This window comes from Methanospirillum sp. (assembly GCF_035560735.1).
Lineage (GTDB): Archaea > Halobacteriota > Methanomicrobia > Methanomicrobiales > Methanospirillaceae > Methanospirillum.
On the sequence record NZ_DATMYY010000099.1, the window covers coordinates 1 to 15550 of the forward strand.

10 protein-coding genes are annotated in these 15550 nt (G+C 49.8%); 3 read left to right on the top strand and 7 right to left on the bottom strand.

Annotated features, from left to right (window positions below):
- Positions 1 to 64 precede the first annotated feature (64 nt).
- A complete protein-coding gene (locus VN429_RS03160) occupies positions 65 to 1594 on the top strand; it encodes a class I adenylate-forming enzyme family protein (RefSeq protein WP_325629706.1) in 1530 nt (509 codons plus the stop codon).
- Position 1595: 1 nt separating this feature from the next.
- Here VN429_RS03160 and VN429_RS03165 read toward each other — a convergent pair whose 3' ends face one another.
- The 4 genes from VN429_RS03165 to aspS all read right to left on the bottom strand — a co-directional run bounded on the left by VN429_RS03165 (position 1596) and on the right by aspS (position 4755).
- Positions 1596 to 1892: a hypothetical protein gene (locus VN429_RS03165; protein WP_325629708.1), complete on the bottom strand. Its 297-nt coding sequence runs from the start codon at positions 1890 to 1892 to the stop codon at positions 1596 to 1598.
- 2 nt (positions 1893 to 1894) lie between these two features.
- Positions 1895 to 2440: a helix-turn-helix transcriptional regulator gene (locus tag VN429_RS03170; RefSeq protein WP_325629710.1), complete on the bottom strand. Its 546-nt coding sequence runs from the start codon at positions 2438 to 2440 to the stop codon at positions 1895 to 1897.
- Positions 2441 to 2532: 92 nt separating this feature from the next.
- On the bottom strand, positions 2533 to 3453 hold the full coding sequence (locus VN429_RS03175) for a methionine synthase (RefSeq protein WP_325629712.1): 921 nt from the start codon (positions 3451 to 3453) through the stop codon (positions 2533 to 2535).
- Between the two features lie 9 nt (positions 3454 to 3462).
- Positions 3463 to 4755 carry an aspartate--tRNA(Asn) ligase gene (gene aspS, locus VN429_RS03180; RefSeq protein WP_325629714.1) on the bottom strand — a complete coding sequence of 431 codons (1293 nt, stop codon included), beginning with the start codon at positions 4753 to 4755 and terminating at the stop codon, positions 3463 to 3465.
- 121 nt (positions 4756 to 4876) lie between these two features.
- Between aspS and VN429_RS03185 the strand changes: the two genes are divergently transcribed.
- The gene (locus VN429_RS03185; RefSeq protein ID WP_325629716.1) at positions 4877 to 6208 is read left to right on the top strand and encodes an amidohydrolase; all 1332 of its coding nucleotides are present in this window, start codon (positions 4877 to 4879) and stop codon (positions 6206 to 6208) included.
- Positions 6209 to 6264: 56 nt separating this feature from the next.
- Here VN429_RS03185 and cofD read toward each other — a convergent pair whose 3' ends face one another.
- Positions 6265 to 7191: a 2-phospho-L-lactate transferase gene (cofD, locus tag VN429_RS03190; RefSeq protein WP_325629742.1), complete on the bottom strand. Its 927-nt coding sequence runs from the start codon at positions 7189 to 7191 to the stop codon at positions 6265 to 6267.
- 82 nt (positions 7192 to 7273) lie between these two features.
- Here cofD and VN429_RS03195 point away from each other — a divergent pair, with 82 nt between their 5' ends.
- Positions 7274 to 8455, top strand: a complete 1182-nt coding sequence (locus VN429_RS03195; RefSeq protein WP_325629718.1) for an HD domain-containing protein — start codon at positions 7274 to 7276, stop codon at positions 8453 to 8455.
- A 26-nt stretch (positions 8456 to 8481) separates the two neighbouring features.
- On the opposite strand, the gene VN429_RS03200 is transcribed toward VN429_RS03195, so the two are convergent.
- Both VN429_RS03200 and VN429_RS03205 read right to left on the bottom strand, forming a co-directional pair.
- Positions 8482 to 11691 carry a PKD domain-containing protein gene (locus VN429_RS03200; RefSeq protein WP_325629720.1) on the bottom strand — a complete coding sequence of 1070 codons (3210 nt, stop codon included), beginning with the start codon at positions 11689 to 11691 and terminating at the stop codon, positions 8482 to 8484.
- 190 nt (positions 11692 to 11881) lie between these two features.
- Positions 11882 to 15532, bottom strand: a complete 3651-nt coding sequence (locus tag VN429_RS03205; RefSeq protein WP_325629722.1) for a TolB family protein — start codon at positions 15530 to 15532, stop codon at positions 11882 to 11884.
- Positions 15533 to 15550 lie beyond the last annotated feature (18 nt).

The window sequence follows — 15550 nt, forward strand, 5'->3', positions numbered from 1 at the left end:
ATATTATTCAAACTACAATGGATGACTCCTTTAATCATCAAAGTACAACTATGTATGGTCTGATATGTTCAATATCACTTCTTTTCTGGACATCCGTGTCCGGGAACATCCTGATAAAATAGCACTCATTCACCCGTCACGAAATATCACTTACAGCTGGAGAGAATTGCATGATGCAGTTCTCAGAACTGCAGGGGGAATGAGAGGAATCGGCCTTACATATGGTGATCGTGTTGTTCTTTTTCTGGACAGTTCAACCGATTACCTGATCTCATACTTTGCTCTCTGGAGGATTGGGGCAATAGCAGTTCCTGCAAATATCGTGTATCGTGAGGATGAACTCCGGTATGTCATAGAAGATTCTGGTGCACGGGCAGTTATCACCGATAGCACTGGCAGGGAGATGGTTGAAAAATTAGCCAAATCGCTTAACATATCTAATGTAATTATTTCCGGAAGCGTTGGTGAGAATTCCCTTGATAATCTTCGTATTTCTTCCCCTCTTCAGTATCCTCACCCATGTCACCCGGACGACCTCTCACAGATCCAGTATACATCGGGAACTACTGGGAGGCCAAAAGGTGCCATGCTCACCCAGGGTGGGTGGATAGCAGCGCTGGAAGCAGAACGAGATGCCCTTGAACTGACTTCAGATGATATTTACCTGGGTATTTACCCGATGGGTCATGTCGGGATCAGTTGGGGAATCTCTGCTTTGAAACAGGGTGGGACATGGGTGATTCTTGAACGGTTCCAGTTAGAGAGATATCTGAATCTTGTTGAGGAATTTGAGGTTACAGTTCTTTCTGCCATGCCTCCTGTTATTCACAGCATCATGGAGACTTCCCGGGAAACAGACAACAAAATTGCTACCGTGAGAAGAATAATCAGCGGTGGAGGACCGATGCATTCACCAACCTGGAGAGCATTTCACCAGAGATTTAACATTCCCATCATCAACGCCTACGGTTTGTCTGAAACAATAGTCATCGGTTCAGGCACGGTTATCAGACCTGAACATTATCCTGAAGCTGATGAATATAACAGCGTGGGAACCCCGGTAGGATATACTGAAATCCGGGTGGTTAATGAGGATGATCCTACGGTCACACTTCCTGATACAAAAGCAGGAGAGATTGCAATCCGTGGTCCGGCAGTTGCACTTGGATACTGGCAGAAACCAGAGGAGACCGCAGCAGTTTTTCTCTCTGATGGCTGGTTCCTCACCGGGGATATCGGATATATCGACAAGAATGGGATGCTGGTTATCACTGACCGCAAAAAGGATATGATCATCATGTCAGGCTGGAAGATCTACCCGACAGAGGTTGAAAACTCTCTGATTCTTCATCCTGATATTGCAGATATTGCAATTTTTGGCTGCCCTGATGAAGAGAAGGGGGAAATCCCGGCAGCAGCGGTTGTTCCAAAGAACGGACACACAGTTACCCATGAAAGTCTTGTTGCCTTTGCCAGGGAACACCTCGCGGGTTATAAAATTCCTCGAAAAACAGTTATTGTTGAGAGTCTTCCCCGGGTTGGGGGGTGGAAACTGCTCCGTAGGCAGCTTCGTGAACAATACTGCCTCACCTGATTCAACTGGTATTAGTTAATTTTGTAGTCTTTGGTGTCCGGTGAACCCTGACACCACTGTCGGTCAGGAGATCATTGAAACTGACCACAAGCCCTGTGCTTCCCATCACATAGGTCAGGTTTGAAGGGGTTGTATTCTTACCTGCCATAGATTGCATGATAAGGAAGTTCTCCAGAAGCTGGCTCTCCTGGCGGATAGGCTGGTGGGAATCCATAATATAATTTCCAATACCAGCCATCAAGAGGCCGCATATTACCAGGGTGGTTACGATTGCCACTCTTCCAGGTTCTATTCTCATGGTTACTTCAGGAGAATGATATTCCCCATTCCTCTCCTTCGTCTCTCGATCAGGCCCATGCTTTCAAGAATATCAAGCGTTCTGCTGACGTTTGATTTAGAAAGCCCAGTCTTCTCCACGATATCGCTCTGGGGAATGAGCCCGTCGGCATCAAGAATACTCTGGTAGATGAGCTGCTGGTCTTCTTTCAATGTGGGAAGCACTGCCTCCCACTTACGCCTTCGTTCCTCAAGAGGAGATGGCAATGGGACTTCTGGTTCTGGTGCTTTTGTCTGGACTGGCTGTGGAGAAGTCACTATATGTATCTGATCGTAAAAGAGCAGAATTAATGCACTCGCGCAGACCACCAGGGATGCACAGATGATGATGGCAACATCGGTTATTGTGTATACATCACCGATATGTTCTGTCTGAATAACAAAGTCGGTACCTGTACTCCAGATAACGAGAGGAGTAGGATTCAGGAGTTTTACCCCGAGAAAGAATACTGCTGATATTAGTACTGCTGCTGCTAGAACCTGCTGACCGTTCAGACCTGGGATACGCATAACTCCACCGATATCTCCTGTACTCAGACGTTACTCATGGGATAACATCAGTCTTTTCAAACAAGGGTAGTGACCAGTGATAATTCTTCTTCTCACTGATGATCATCAATGCCCGTTTCAGACCGTACTATAGCAGCTGCTTCACAGAGCCGCGAAAGTTTGGCACATGCCACATCCTGCGGCAACATCCTGAGCCCACAGTCGGGGTCGGGAATGAGCCGTTCTGCTCCAAGCACCTCGACTCCTGTCCTGATCCTTTTAATGACAGTATCCACGTCTTCCAGTTTTGCCGATGATGAATCCACGCAGCCAAACCCGATATACTTTGCGCCAAGATCGCGAGATGAGAGAGATGAGAGGTTATCCAGGTCAACGCTCCCTTCAAAGTCAAGCACCTGAACCGGCATCCTGACATACTCATCGATGATCCGGGAGAGTGGGCCACACACATGGAGACAGACCGGGACTGAAACCTGGGTGGTGATTCTCTCGATTGCTTTTCTTCCTATATCCAGGTCTGCTACCCCGGTTGAGAAGATGGGCTCATCTATCTGGAGCATTGTGATTCCAGTCTCCCCGATGGAGCGCGCTTCTGCAGCAAGGGCTTCAGCGATATCTGGTACCAGTTCATCACGGGTCCGGTAGTTCGGAGTGTCAAGATGGAGCCCGTGAGAGAGGGTGGAAGGACCGGTTACGATCCCTTTGACATATGGATGCCGGGTTCTGGCATACCTGGTATCTTTGACTGTAATCGGATGACCGGATGGCATCACTTTTCCGATCACATCCTTTCCCCTGATCCCGGGGAGCTGGGATGCAAACGTTCCAATCATGTCCTCTCTCACCTGTCCGTCAGAAATTATTGTGACTCCTGCTGATATCTGCGCCTCTACAGCCTGGCAGGCTGCTTCGTGGAATGGGTCCAGCAGGCTCCTTAAGGTCCGCCGGGGCTCGGCTGGATAACTCCCGACTACTGTTGTCGGGAGGATCTGACCAGGGATGAAAGGTTTCATGATAGGTTTTCAAGGAACTACGCGGTGGCGGTCACGTGGGAACAAAACGGCTTCTCTGACATTCTGGAGCCCGAGCATCGTTGCAACCAGCCGATCTGCACCAAGACCCCACCCGGCGTGCGGAGGCATACCATACTTGAATGGGCTTAAATAGAACTCAAAGTTGTCAGGGTTCAGACCTTTCTTTGCGATCTGCGAGACCAGAAGATCATGTTGATGAACACGCTGTGCACCGCTTGAGAGTTCCATTCTTGGGTGCATCATATCAAATGCCTTGCAGATCTCGGGTTCGTTCTCGTATGGCATTGCGTAATATGGTCTGATTGAGCTGGGCCAGTCTACAATGAAGTAGTGACGTCCCATCTCTTCGCCTATGACCTTCTCCGCAGCGGTGCCGATATCATCGCCGAACTTGATCGGATCATCCATTCCCCTGCTCGCGATCTCGATGGCATCAGTATACGCAAGTCGGGGGAAGTTCTTCTCAGGAACAGCGAATGAGTCTATCTCAAGATCAGCAATCGCAGTGCTGCAGTTCTTGTCCACGAAAGAGTAAACAGACCGCACAAGGTCTTCGAGCACCTGCATGACATCTTCATGGGTTGCAAACGAAACCTCGACATCTATTGAGGTGGCTTCATTCAGGTGTTTGGTCGTATTGTGTTCTTCTGCCCTGAATATCGGTCCGATCTCGTAGACTTTCTCAAACCCTGCAGCCATCATCATCTGTTTATAGAGCTGCGGGCTCTGGTTGAGGAACGCCTCTTTCTCAAAGTATGCGATAGGGAAGAGTTCAGTGCCTCCCTCGGTTGCTGCTGCAACGATCTTGGAGGTTGTGATCTCGATAAAGTCGTTGTCAAAGAGGAAGTTGCGGGTTGCATGCTGGACTGCACTGCGGATCTTGAAGACTGCGCTCACACGGGGTCTGCGTGCATCAAGGAACCGGTTGTCAAGCCTGGTGTCAAGTTCTGCGGGAACCTTTTCGGCAACATCGAGCGGGAGTGGGGTCGCAGCCTTACTGACAACCTCGATAAACTCAGGAATAACCTCGCGGCCACCTGGAGCCTTTCCTTCCGGTTTTACGGTACCGGTGACTCTGACTACTGATTCACGGGAGATGTCCTTGAGTGCCTCAACCACCTGGGGTGCAGCCTTCTTCTTAGGTACAGTGACCTGGATGATTCCGGTCCGGTCTCTGAGGAGGAGAAAAGCAAGGCCTCCGAGATCACGGATCTCGTGTGCCCATCCGGTAATATCTGCTGAGGTTGACTCAGGGGTGATTGTATTGATAGGGACTCGCATATGCAACCCTAGTACTTGCACATACAGGGCCAAAACCTTTGGTGCCGATCCCTGACCGCAGAGATGGGGGGGCGATACAAAGCCCTTATGCGTTCATGCCAGCGAGGTACTAATGAGAATCATGAGTGCGTGTGTACATGACCCGGATCTCTTTACAAAAAAGGGTTCAATCCTCATCACCGGAACCAGAATCGGAGATCGGACTGTTGACATTTTTATTGATGAGACCGGCACAATTCGCGATATTGGTGAAGGGGTATCAAAAAAGTGTAGGAGCGAGGCAGAGCACCAGATATCAGCAGAAAAGACTCTTGCCATTCCCGGGCTTGTAAATGCCCACACGCATGCTGCCATGACTCTGCTTCGGGGATATGCGGATGATATGCACCTGCAGCAGTGGCTTTCTGAGAAGATTTGGCCACTTGAAGCGCATCTCACAGGCGAAGATGTGTACTGGGGAACAAAGCTTGCCTGTCTTGAGATGATCAGGAGTGGAACCGTTGCGTTCAATGACATGTACTTCTTCATGGAAGAAGCTGCACGAGCGGTTGATGAGAGTGGAATACGTGCGGTTCTCTGTCATGGATTCATCACCTTCGGGCTTGCAGAAAAGTTTGAGTCAGAGGTGAAAGCAACAGAGAAGCTGGTTTCCCATATCAGGGGGATGAACAACCCGCGCATTACTCCGGCAGTTGGGCCCCATGCCCCATACACCGTGCCACCTGAACATCTTGAGTGGTGTGGGTCGTACAGTAAGGATGAGGATATCATGCTTCACATCCACCTGAGCGAGACCGAACAGGAGGTGACTGACTGCAAAAAAGCCCATGGTGTCACCCCTGCTGTCCTTCTTGATCAGTGTGGATGTTTGTCAGAGAGAACCCTCGCTGCTCACGGCTGCTGGCTCGAGGATGAAGATTGCCGGCTCCTTGCAGAACGAGGGTCCCATGTAGCCCACAACCCGGTGAGCAACATGAAACTCGCAACCGGACGGGCTATGCCGTATCCCTCTCTTCGCAGTGCCGGGGTAAATGTTGCTCTTGCAACAGACGGATGCTCCTCGAACAACAACCTGGACCTTTTCGAGGAGATGAAGGTCGCTGCAATCGGCCAGAAGTTCTTCTGGAAACAGGATACGCTCCTTCCAGCTGAAGAAGCCCTTTCCATGGCAACATCATGCGGAGCAAAAGCCCTTGGAATACCTGGCGGATCAATAGCGGTGGGACAGGCGGCAGATATCGTGCTGGTATCGCTTGATCATCCCTCAATGGTTCCGCTGCATAATCCGGTCTCGAACCTGGTGTACTCAGCATCAGGAGGTCAGGTTAGCACGGTGCTCTGCAATGGAAGGGTATTGATGCACGAAAAAGAGATTCCGGGAGAGGCAGCCATCCTTTCTGGCGCAGCAGATACAGCAACAGGCCTTCTGAATCGTGCAGCACAAAATTCGTAAGGGTGCGGGCACTATCCTGCCAGATCCCTTTTTTTACACACACACCATGACACACATCAGACCGGCATCCGATCTAGAATAAGATCCATAATCCCTTTTGAAATATCAGGGCTCGTCATCAGGGTATCACATTTTATGGCACCAGGTACATCAACCGGATCACGGATATCCTGAATAAAGAGATCGACAAAATCTGCATACGCTGCGTACACACCGGCTGAAGTCGGTTCAAATCCCCGGGAAACCATGAGATCCCTGGCTGGACCGCTCACCGGTTTGTCGCCGATAAACGGGCTGACCGCAACCACCGGTTTTTGTTTGAGCAGGTCAATTATGCCGCTACACTCGAGAATTGGTGAGATGCTTGTTATCGGGTTGCTCGGGCCGATGATAATGAGATCGCTCTTCTCCATCGCTTCCAGTGCTCCGGTAGCGGCATCTGGTCTCCTCTCAGGGACCCTAAGCACCTTCCTGATTTCCACACTTCCCCTGTATCTGACCCAGTACTCCTGAAAATGAATGATCCCGTCTTTGGTTTCAATCATTGTGGTGTATTCCTGGTCTGTCATCGGGATGACTGTCGCATGAACTGACAACCGTGAACTGAGATCACGGGTTGCCTGTGAGAGTGTCATCCCACCTTTAAGCAGTTCTCCTCTGAGAAGTTCCACAGCCCTGTCTTTGTCTCCGACTGCGAGGTATGTGTCAACTCCCATGGACCTGAACTGCTCATGTGTCACAAACGTATCCCCCTCAATTCCCCACCAGGTTCTGGTGTTGAGAATCCCGGCAAAGAGGTATATCACTGTGTCGATATCAGGAGAGATATGGCCGCCCTGGTACCAGAGATCTTCTGCCGTATTGACAATCACAGCGATGTCTTTGTCATTCAGGACAAGTCTTACACCCTGCAGGAGTTTGGGTGTCCCGGTTCCACCTGAAAGAAATGTTACAGTTATAGTATCTTCCCATGATAGACTAATCCCGGAAGAAACTTAAAACTGCCATACGAATACCATCACAGAGACCAAAGGCCGGTGAATTATAAAAGCGATCAAAGACCCGGTGCATGGGTACATCCAGGTCGAACCTGAACTACTCCCCCTTGTTGATTCACCGGAAATACAGCGGCTCCGGTATGTCCGCCAACTCGGGTTTTCTTTTCTGGTCTACCCCGGAGCACATCATACCCGGTTTGAGCACTCCCTCGGTGCGATGCATCTTGCATCCCTGATGTCAAGGCAGATTGGACTTGCAAGAGAGGAACACCTGCTGGTCACAAGCGCTGCTCTTCTCCATGATATTGGCCATGGCCCATTCTCCCATGCAATCGAAGGGATTGCATCAGAAGCACTTGGCAGATCTCATACCGATGTCAGGGATCTGATAACAAGGAGTAGCCTTGGAGATGAACTTGAGCGGATCGATATCGATCCTACTGAAGTTTGTCTGATGATCGAGGGGAACCATCCACTGGCAAGTATCATCCATGGCGATCTGGATGTGGATAGGATGGATTACCTGCTCCGTGATGCGCATTACACCGGTGTTCCCTATGGGACCGTGGATTCAGGACGTCTTATCCGGGCCACCCGGCTGTATGGGGGTGGGATAGTACTAGATGAAAGCGGTGTGCAGGCCGCCGAATCGCTTCTCATAGCCAGGACCCTGATGCGTCCTGCAGTGTATTACCATCATGTAAGCAGGATAGCAGAAAAGATCTTCTCAACTGCGGTTTATGAACAGAGCAGAGCTGATCCAACCGTGATCATGGAGCGGATGGTAAGGATGGATGATGCTGCATGCATGCAGACACTTCTTCACTCTGAATATTCTGATGTCAGGCACCTGGCTGAAGACCTCTACTACCGCCGACTCTTTAAACGATCCCTGTATCTTGGCAAGGAAGAGGTTTCCTCCTCCCTGCGACAGTCTGAAGATTCGAATGTACGTGAACGGGAATTCGCAGTACGCATCGCTGAACAGGCAGGGGTTATGCCCAGAGAAGTTTTGGTTGATATTCCCGCTTTTCCCCGTGATATGTATATGCAGGTTCAGGTACAGGACAGGGACAACCTTCTTCCTCTTGAAGATGTTTCACCTCTGGTTACGACCCTGAATGAGACCCGCCGCACCCAGTGGCGAATTGGGGTGTATGCACCTGAACATGCAGTCGATGAGGTTAGAAAGGCTGCCCGGGAGTTGCTACACATCAGACCGCTGACACGTCAGGATCGTCTTCTCTGAAAACTCTGGTTAAACAAAAAAAGATTTTATGCAGCGTTTGCTGCAAGAATTCCATCTGCGGACATGTACAACCAGTATCCGTTGTAAGGTCCGAGCATGGTATTATCGTTACTTCCCTTGATGATCATCGTATTATACCGCTGCGATGATCCATCAAATCCGACACAGTTGACCCAGCTGTTCTGCACAGAGAGGAAGGTATACTTTGCCTCAATCGGTGTCACACCGGTAAACCCTACTCCGTTCCATCCTTTCTTGAGTTGCTTGGTTGGTGGGGTCTGAACCGGGTTTGTGTCGTACTCCAGGGGAATCTTATCGATTCCTGCTGAATAGATCCAGAATGCATCAAGGGGTCTGATGAGAGTACCAGGGTTGACGATATTCCAGGCATGACTCATTGAATCATACTGGAATACGCTGTGCCCTTTGACATCGACATGACTGAAGATACTAGCTGTATCAGAGCCTGGTGCAAGTTTCTTTGGAACTGACACAAAGTTCCAGCCTGGATAGAGGGGTACCACATCTGTCGGCTTTTTCCTGACTGTGATGAATGCTGTTTTGGTCTCAGTATCAGTACATCCCTGCTGGTTGCTTGCAGTCAGGGTCACTGTGTAGGTTCCTGAATCAAGGTAGGTGTGAATTGGATTTGCGATGTTGTCACATCCTCCACCAGAACATGATACATCCGCATCCATTGGGATTGGACCTTGTTTGTCTCCAAAGTCCCATTTCCACATGGTTGGGTTCCCTGCAGAGAGGTCAGTGAACTGAACCTTCAGTGGTGCTTCACCAGATACCGGTGTGGCACTGAAGTTCGCATCGATTGAGCATGCCGGGACAACAACAACAAATGCCTGTTTCGATATAGTGTCGGTGCATCCCTGCTGGTTGCTTGCGGTAAGGGTTACGGTGTAAGATCCAGGCTCGCGGTATGTGTGAGTCGGATTTGCAATGTTTCCGCATCTTCCACCAGAGCATGACACGTCAGCGTCCATTGGAATTGGTCCGTCCCCAAAGTCCCAATGCCACATTGTCGGGTTTCCTGTCGACTTGTCAGTGAACTGGACCGTTAGTGGTGCTGAACCGTTGGTGGGGTTTGCTACAAAGTCTGCCTTGATGCTACATGCCGGTACAACAACGATAAATGACTGTTTTGAAATTGTATCCGTGCATCCCTGCTGGTTGCTTGCGGTAAGGGTAACCGTGTAAGTTCCTGGCTCACGGTATGTGTGAGTCGGGTTTGCGATGTTTCCGCATCCTCCCCCAGAACATGACACATCAGCGTCCATTGGAATTGGTCCGTCCCCAAAGTCCCATTTCCACATGGTTGGGTTTCCGGTTGACTTGTCAGTGAACTGGACCGTCAGTGGTGCTGATCCGTTGGTGGGGTTTGCTACAAAGTCTGCCTTGATGCTACATGCCGGTACAACAACAACAAATGCCTGTTTCGATATTGTGTCGGTGCATCCCTGCTGATTGCTTGCGGTGAGAGTTACAGTGTAAGTTCCAGGCTCGCGGTATGTGTGAGTCGGGTTTGCAATGTTACCGCATCCTCCACTGGAGCATGATACATCAGCGTCCATTGGGATCGGCCCGTCTCCAAAGTCCCAGTGCCACATGGTTGGGCTTCCAGTGGACTTGTCAGTGAACTGGACCGTCAGTGGTGCTGATCCGTTGGTTGGGCTCGCTACAAAGTCTGCCTTGATGCTACATGCCGGGACAACAACAACGAACTGACTCTTGGATATTGTGTCTGTGCATCCCTGCTGGTTGCTTGCGGTCAGGGTTACGGTGTAAGTTCCTGGCTCGCGGTATGTGTGAGTCGGGTTTGCGATGTTTCCGCATTTTCCACTAGAGCATGAGACATCGGCATCCATTGGGATCGGTCCGTCCCCAAAGTCCCATTTCCACATGGTCGGGTTCCCGGTTGACTTGTCAGTGAACTGGACCGTTAGTGGTGCTGATCCGTTGGTTGGGCTCGCTACAAAGTCTGCCTTAATATCACAAGCTGGCTGCACAACCACATACATCTGTTTTGTAATAGTGTCAGAGCATCCGTACTGGTTGCTTGCCGTGAGGGTTACGGTGTAAGTTCCCGGTTCAAGGTATGTGTGAGTCGGATTTGCAATGTTTCCGCATCCTCCACTGGAGCATGATACATCAGCGTCCATTGGAATCGGCCCGTCCCCGAAATCCCATTTCCACATGGTCGGGTTTCCGATAGACTTGTCAGTGAACTGCACGGTGAGCGGTGCGGTGCCACTGTTTGGAGCTCCTACAAAGTCAGCCTTTATGGAACACGGGTTCACTGTAATTGTCTTTTCCTTAACCCCTTCCCCACAACTCTGGCTTGATGCAGCCAGACGAACAGTATATGTTCCGGGTTTTGTGTAGGTATGGCTCGGGCTGGCTACCATGTCAGATGATCCATCCCCAAAGTCCCATGCCCACATGGTTGGATTTCCTGACGAGAGATCACTGAACTGCACTGTCAATGGAGCAATTCCTGTGGATGGAGTATAACTGAAGTCAGCACTGATATTGCAGAGTCCTTCAACTGTGATATAATCCTCCTTAACCTTGGTACTAGTTCCTCCAAGAGCAGTGCTTGCATTGAGTGTAACTGTGTATTTTCCCGGTTTCTGATAGGTGTGATTCGGGTTCTGGATTTTACTTGTGGAACCATCCCCAAAGTCCCATTTCCAGAGATCCGGATTCCCTATAGTACAGTCAGAGAACTGGACATCAAGCGGAGCGTATCCGTCTGTCGGATGCCCAATGAAGTCTGCAGAAATCGGAGTCGGATCACGGACAATAATGTACGCTTCACGAACTTTGGTACTTGTTCCGTTTGTCAGACTGGAAGCCACCAGTTTGACAGTGTATTTTCCTGGCCTTGTATAGGTATGAACCGGATCAGCTACTGCTGATGAGGTCCCGCCATCCCCGAAGTCCCATGCCCATGCTGATGGTCTTCCGCTGGAAGCATCAAGGAACTGAACTCTCAGTGGCGCGTCCCCGGTTGTTGGACTGCCTATAAAATCAGCAATTATACATGGACCGCCATTCATCGGTCCGCAAGAATCAGGAGTCGTTGAACTCCCGCTTTCAGCCTGCACCGCTCCTATACATGGTGAGGCCAGCAGAAGCGTGACCGCAACCAGAAGGAGGGCAATATTATGGAGTAATCTCATTCTATCCCACCACCAGACAATCTGACGAGTGTCACTCAAACACCCACGTAACTCCTACCTCATCTCTCAGGAACTTAATAGTATCCATTCGATAATAATCCCTGACCCCTCTTCAGACGGTTAGGGCCTTTTAACGGCTTGAAATACTTCCTGGCCCGATGATGCATAAACCTTGTTTTAGTGTCAGGTCTCTGGTTCAGACCGTGACAATCGTACTGGAAAACAAAAATTATGCAGAGATGGCAGCGAGGACACCATCTTCAGACATAAACAGCCAGTACCCGTTGTACGGGTTGAGTTTGGTATCATCGTTGCGTCCCTTAATGATCATCTCATTGTACTTCTGAAGGACCCGGTCAAATCCAAGGCAGTTAACCCACTTGTCCTGGACTGAAAGAAGGGTGAACTTAGCCTCTAGAGGTTCAAATCCGGTAAATCCAACTGCATTCCATCCTCTCTTCAGTTCACGGGTCTGTGGAATCTGAAGTGGGTCAGAATCAAAGGAGAGTGGCACTGAATCAGCCTTCTTGGAATAGAGCCAGACTGCCTCAAGCGGCTTGATCTGGTTTGACTGGTTCAGGGTCAGCCACTGTCCCCGGACTGAGTCATACTGGAATATACTGTGTCCGTCCACTTCTATATACCCGAATATTGCTGCAGTATCCTTGCCTGCAACAAGTTTCTTTGGCACTGAAATGAAGTTCCAGCCTGCAGAAATTGGAATTGAATCAGAGGTTGGAATATTCTGGACATTGATGTAGTTTACTTTAGTTTCTGTGTCAGAGTTCTGTGCATTGCTTGCAGTCAGGGTGACTGTGTAAGCTCCGTTTTTCGTGTAGGTATGCCTGGGGTTTGCTATGGAGTTGCAGTTTCCACTGGCGCAGGATACATTTGCACCACTTGCATCCATTGGAATTGGACCATCTCCAAAGTTCCAGACCCACATAGTCGGGCTACCGAAACTCTTGTCTGTAAACTGGACAGTAAGCGGAGCTGGTCCTGAAGTTGGGGCAGCAGTAAAGTCAGCATTGAATACAGGGCCCGGGATGCTGCTTACTGTGATGTAAGCCTGTTTAACCTGTGTATCTGAATTACCATACTGGTTTGATGCCCTGAGCGTTACGGTGTAAACTCCATCATGGGAGTATGTGTGCTTGGGATTCGCTATGGAGTTGCAGTTCCCGCTGGCACACGACACATTTGAATCATTTGCGCCCATCGGAATTGGCCCGTCCCCGAAGTCCCAGTTCCACATGGTTGGGTTTCCGGTCGTCCGGTCGGTAAACTGGACTGTGAGTGGAGCTGCTCCTGAAGTTGGAGCAGCAGTGAAGTCAGCCTTAAACCCAGGAACCGGAGTATTGCTGACGGTGATATAGGCCTGTTTAACCTGTGTGTCTGAGTTACCGTACTGGTTTGATGCCCTGAGCGTTACGGTGTAAACTCCGTCATGGGAATATGTGTGCTTGGGATTTGCTATGGAGTTGCAGTTCCCGCTGGCACACGATACGTTTGCATCAGTTGCAGACATCGGGATTGGTCCATCCCCGAAGTCCCAGTTCCACATGGTCGGATTTCCGGTTGTCAGGTCAGTGAACTGGACTGTGAGTGGAGCCGGTCCTGAAGTTGGAGCAGCAGTAAAATCTGCCTTGAATGAAGGTGTGCTTCCTACGGTTATGTACCCGGTCTTCACTTTAGTGTCAGAGCTCTGCCGGTTACTTGCCGTGAGGGTTACGGTGTAAGTACCGGGAGCCCGGTATGTGTGGGTCGGGTTTGCTATGGAGTTGCAGTTTCCGCTTGCACATGATATATTTGAATCATTTGCGTCCATCGGAATTGGTCCGTCTCCAAAGTCCCATACCCACATTGTTGGGTTTCCAGCCGAGAGATCAGTGAACTTCACTGTCAGCGGAGTAGCTCCTGAAGTTGGGTTTGCAGAAAAGTCTGCAATTATTCCGGAAGGTGCAGAGGAGAAATCGAGATCCTTTCTTACAATCCGTTCGCCAGATCGTGCAATCACCTGTGTTTCAGGTGCCCGCTGTGTCCCGGTCCAGAATGAGATCGTCTTTCCAACATCTGCCTCTTTGATCGGAACGATGAGGCGGGCATCCTCTGGTGTCTCGCCCGGTCCTCCGTATGAACCCGAGTACCTTGTGACATAGGTGGTCACCGGAACTGAGTCGATTCTGGCCTCAAGAGGTGTCCCTGCAGGAGCTGATTTTCCGTCAAACTGGATATACCCGTAAAACTCGTACGGTGAAAGTGGGTTTGCCTTTGTAAAACTCAGATCCTGTTTGAATCTGCCACCGCTTGTGATCTGGAAGGTCTCTGCAGACTTGTAATCTCCCTGCCAGAAGGTTACATGTTTGCCGAGATCATTTTCAGTGATTGGGATCTTGAGTGCAGGCTCCTGGTCACCAGGTCCGCCGTACATGCCGTACTGGGTTGTTGTAATCTCTCCCCTGATGACGTCGTCTATTCTGGCAGTTATTGTTGTCCCTTTTTCTGCTGCCTGGCCGTCAACAAAGACAGAACCATAGAAACAGAGGTCTGCCTGTGGCTTTGCACTGGCAAAGTTTAGGGAGAGTTCCTGAGTAGTGCCACCTCCGCTGATTGGAATAGTTGGTGTTCCTTGAACTCCGTCAGCCCAGAATGTGATGACCTTCCCGATATCTGCCTGTTCAATATTTACAGATAATTTACCGCTGTAACTGTCCTGACCGCCGTAATAACCTTCTTTAGAGACTGTGATGGTACCCTTTGTCTTACCGTTCACCTTTGCCTGAATCTCCGTTCCTACAGGGGCCGGGAGGTAGTTGACGGTCACTGGTCCGTAAAACTCATATGCTCTAAAGGGAGTGTTCGGCTTTAATGTGTACAGGAAAATATCCCAGTTTCCAAGTCTGTCGTCCTGCCAGGCAACCTTGTCAACGTAGATATCAGGCTTGATCTGGTTCCCCGGGCCCGGGCTCACCACATAAGTGGCTGGTATCTGCAGGTTGACCATGTAAATGTGACTGACTCCGTTCTGCTCAACCCGTGACCAGACTACATTGCTGCCTGATACAGATGGATCATGGTCATCCACATCATCGTAGGTGATTGCGGTTGTGAGATCCTTCTTGAGGTTGTACATGAAGATATCCCACTTACCGCTCCGGTTGTCTTCCCAAACAACAAGGTCTCCTGATATCCGTGGTTTCTGTTGGGTTGCAGGATCCCGGGTTACCTGGACAAGTTGTTCGGTCTTGACGTTGTAGGCATAGATGTTCCAGTCTTCCTTTCCATCATCAAGCTGCTGGTAGACGATCCAGTCACCATCAACATCAGGGTTCGCCTTGTCCATCTGGTTCTGGTCGATATAGACCGGTTTTCCTGTTGAACCTGCTTTTATAAATCCAATATCCCTGTTATCATGGCCGTTATAATCTTCAAATGCAACGAGTCCATTTGATATAGCTGGGCGGAACTTGTTGCTTGTTGAAGAATATACTACCTCTTCCTTTCCTGAAGAAATGTCATAAGAATAGATGTCAGAGTTACCGCTGCGGGTATCATCCCATACGATTTTCCCGTCTGAAATATCAGGATCGTTCTGGTCGCAGGCAACGTTTGATACTGTCTCACGTTTGCCATCCTTTGTATCATAATACCAGACTTTTCCCTGACCCGCACTATAACTGACCCACGTGAGATATCGCTCATCGAGCCTGGGTTCCCAGTCATATATCGAATCAAACGTCATTTGTTCTTCAGCTCCCGGAACCTGGGTGGCAGCTTCCTGAATGCTGAAGGTTGCAACCGGTTCAAACTCTGCTGCCAGGACTGGTCCACAGAGTAGTAGCAGAGCAAAAAGTGCTATAAAACCTGTCAAAACTTTCATCGTTTTCATCCCGTTTTA

Bases quoted from the DNA above. Each gene is read 5' to 3' on its own strand.
- VN429_RS03160 (WP_325629706.1), top strand. From the start codon at position 65: ATGTTCAATATCACTTCTTTTCTGGACATCCGTGTCCGGGAACATCCT.
- VN429_RS03185 (WP_325629716.1), top strand. From the start codon at position 4,877: ATGAGTGCGTGTGTACATGACCCGGATCTCTTTACAAAAAAGGGTTCA.
- VN429_RS03175 (WP_325629712.1), bottom strand. From the start codon at position 3,453: ATGAAACCTTTCATCCCTGGTCAGATCCTCCCGACAACAGTAGTCGGG.
- VN429_RS03205 (WP_325629722.1), bottom strand. From the start codon at position 15,532: ATGAAAGTTTTGACAGGTTTTATAGCACTTTTTGCTCTGCTACTACTC.
- VN429_RS03170 (WP_325629710.1), bottom strand. From the start codon at position 2,440: ATGCGTATCCCAGGTCTGAACGGTCAGCAGGTTCTAGCAGCAGCAGTA.
- VN429_RS03165 (WP_325629708.1), bottom strand. From the start codon at position 1,892: ATGAGAATAGAACCTGGAAGAGTGGCAATCGTAACCACCCTGGTAATA.
- aspS (WP_325629714.1), bottom strand. From the start codon at position 4,755: ATGCGAGTCCCTATCAATACAATCACCCCTGAGTCAACCTCAGCAGAT.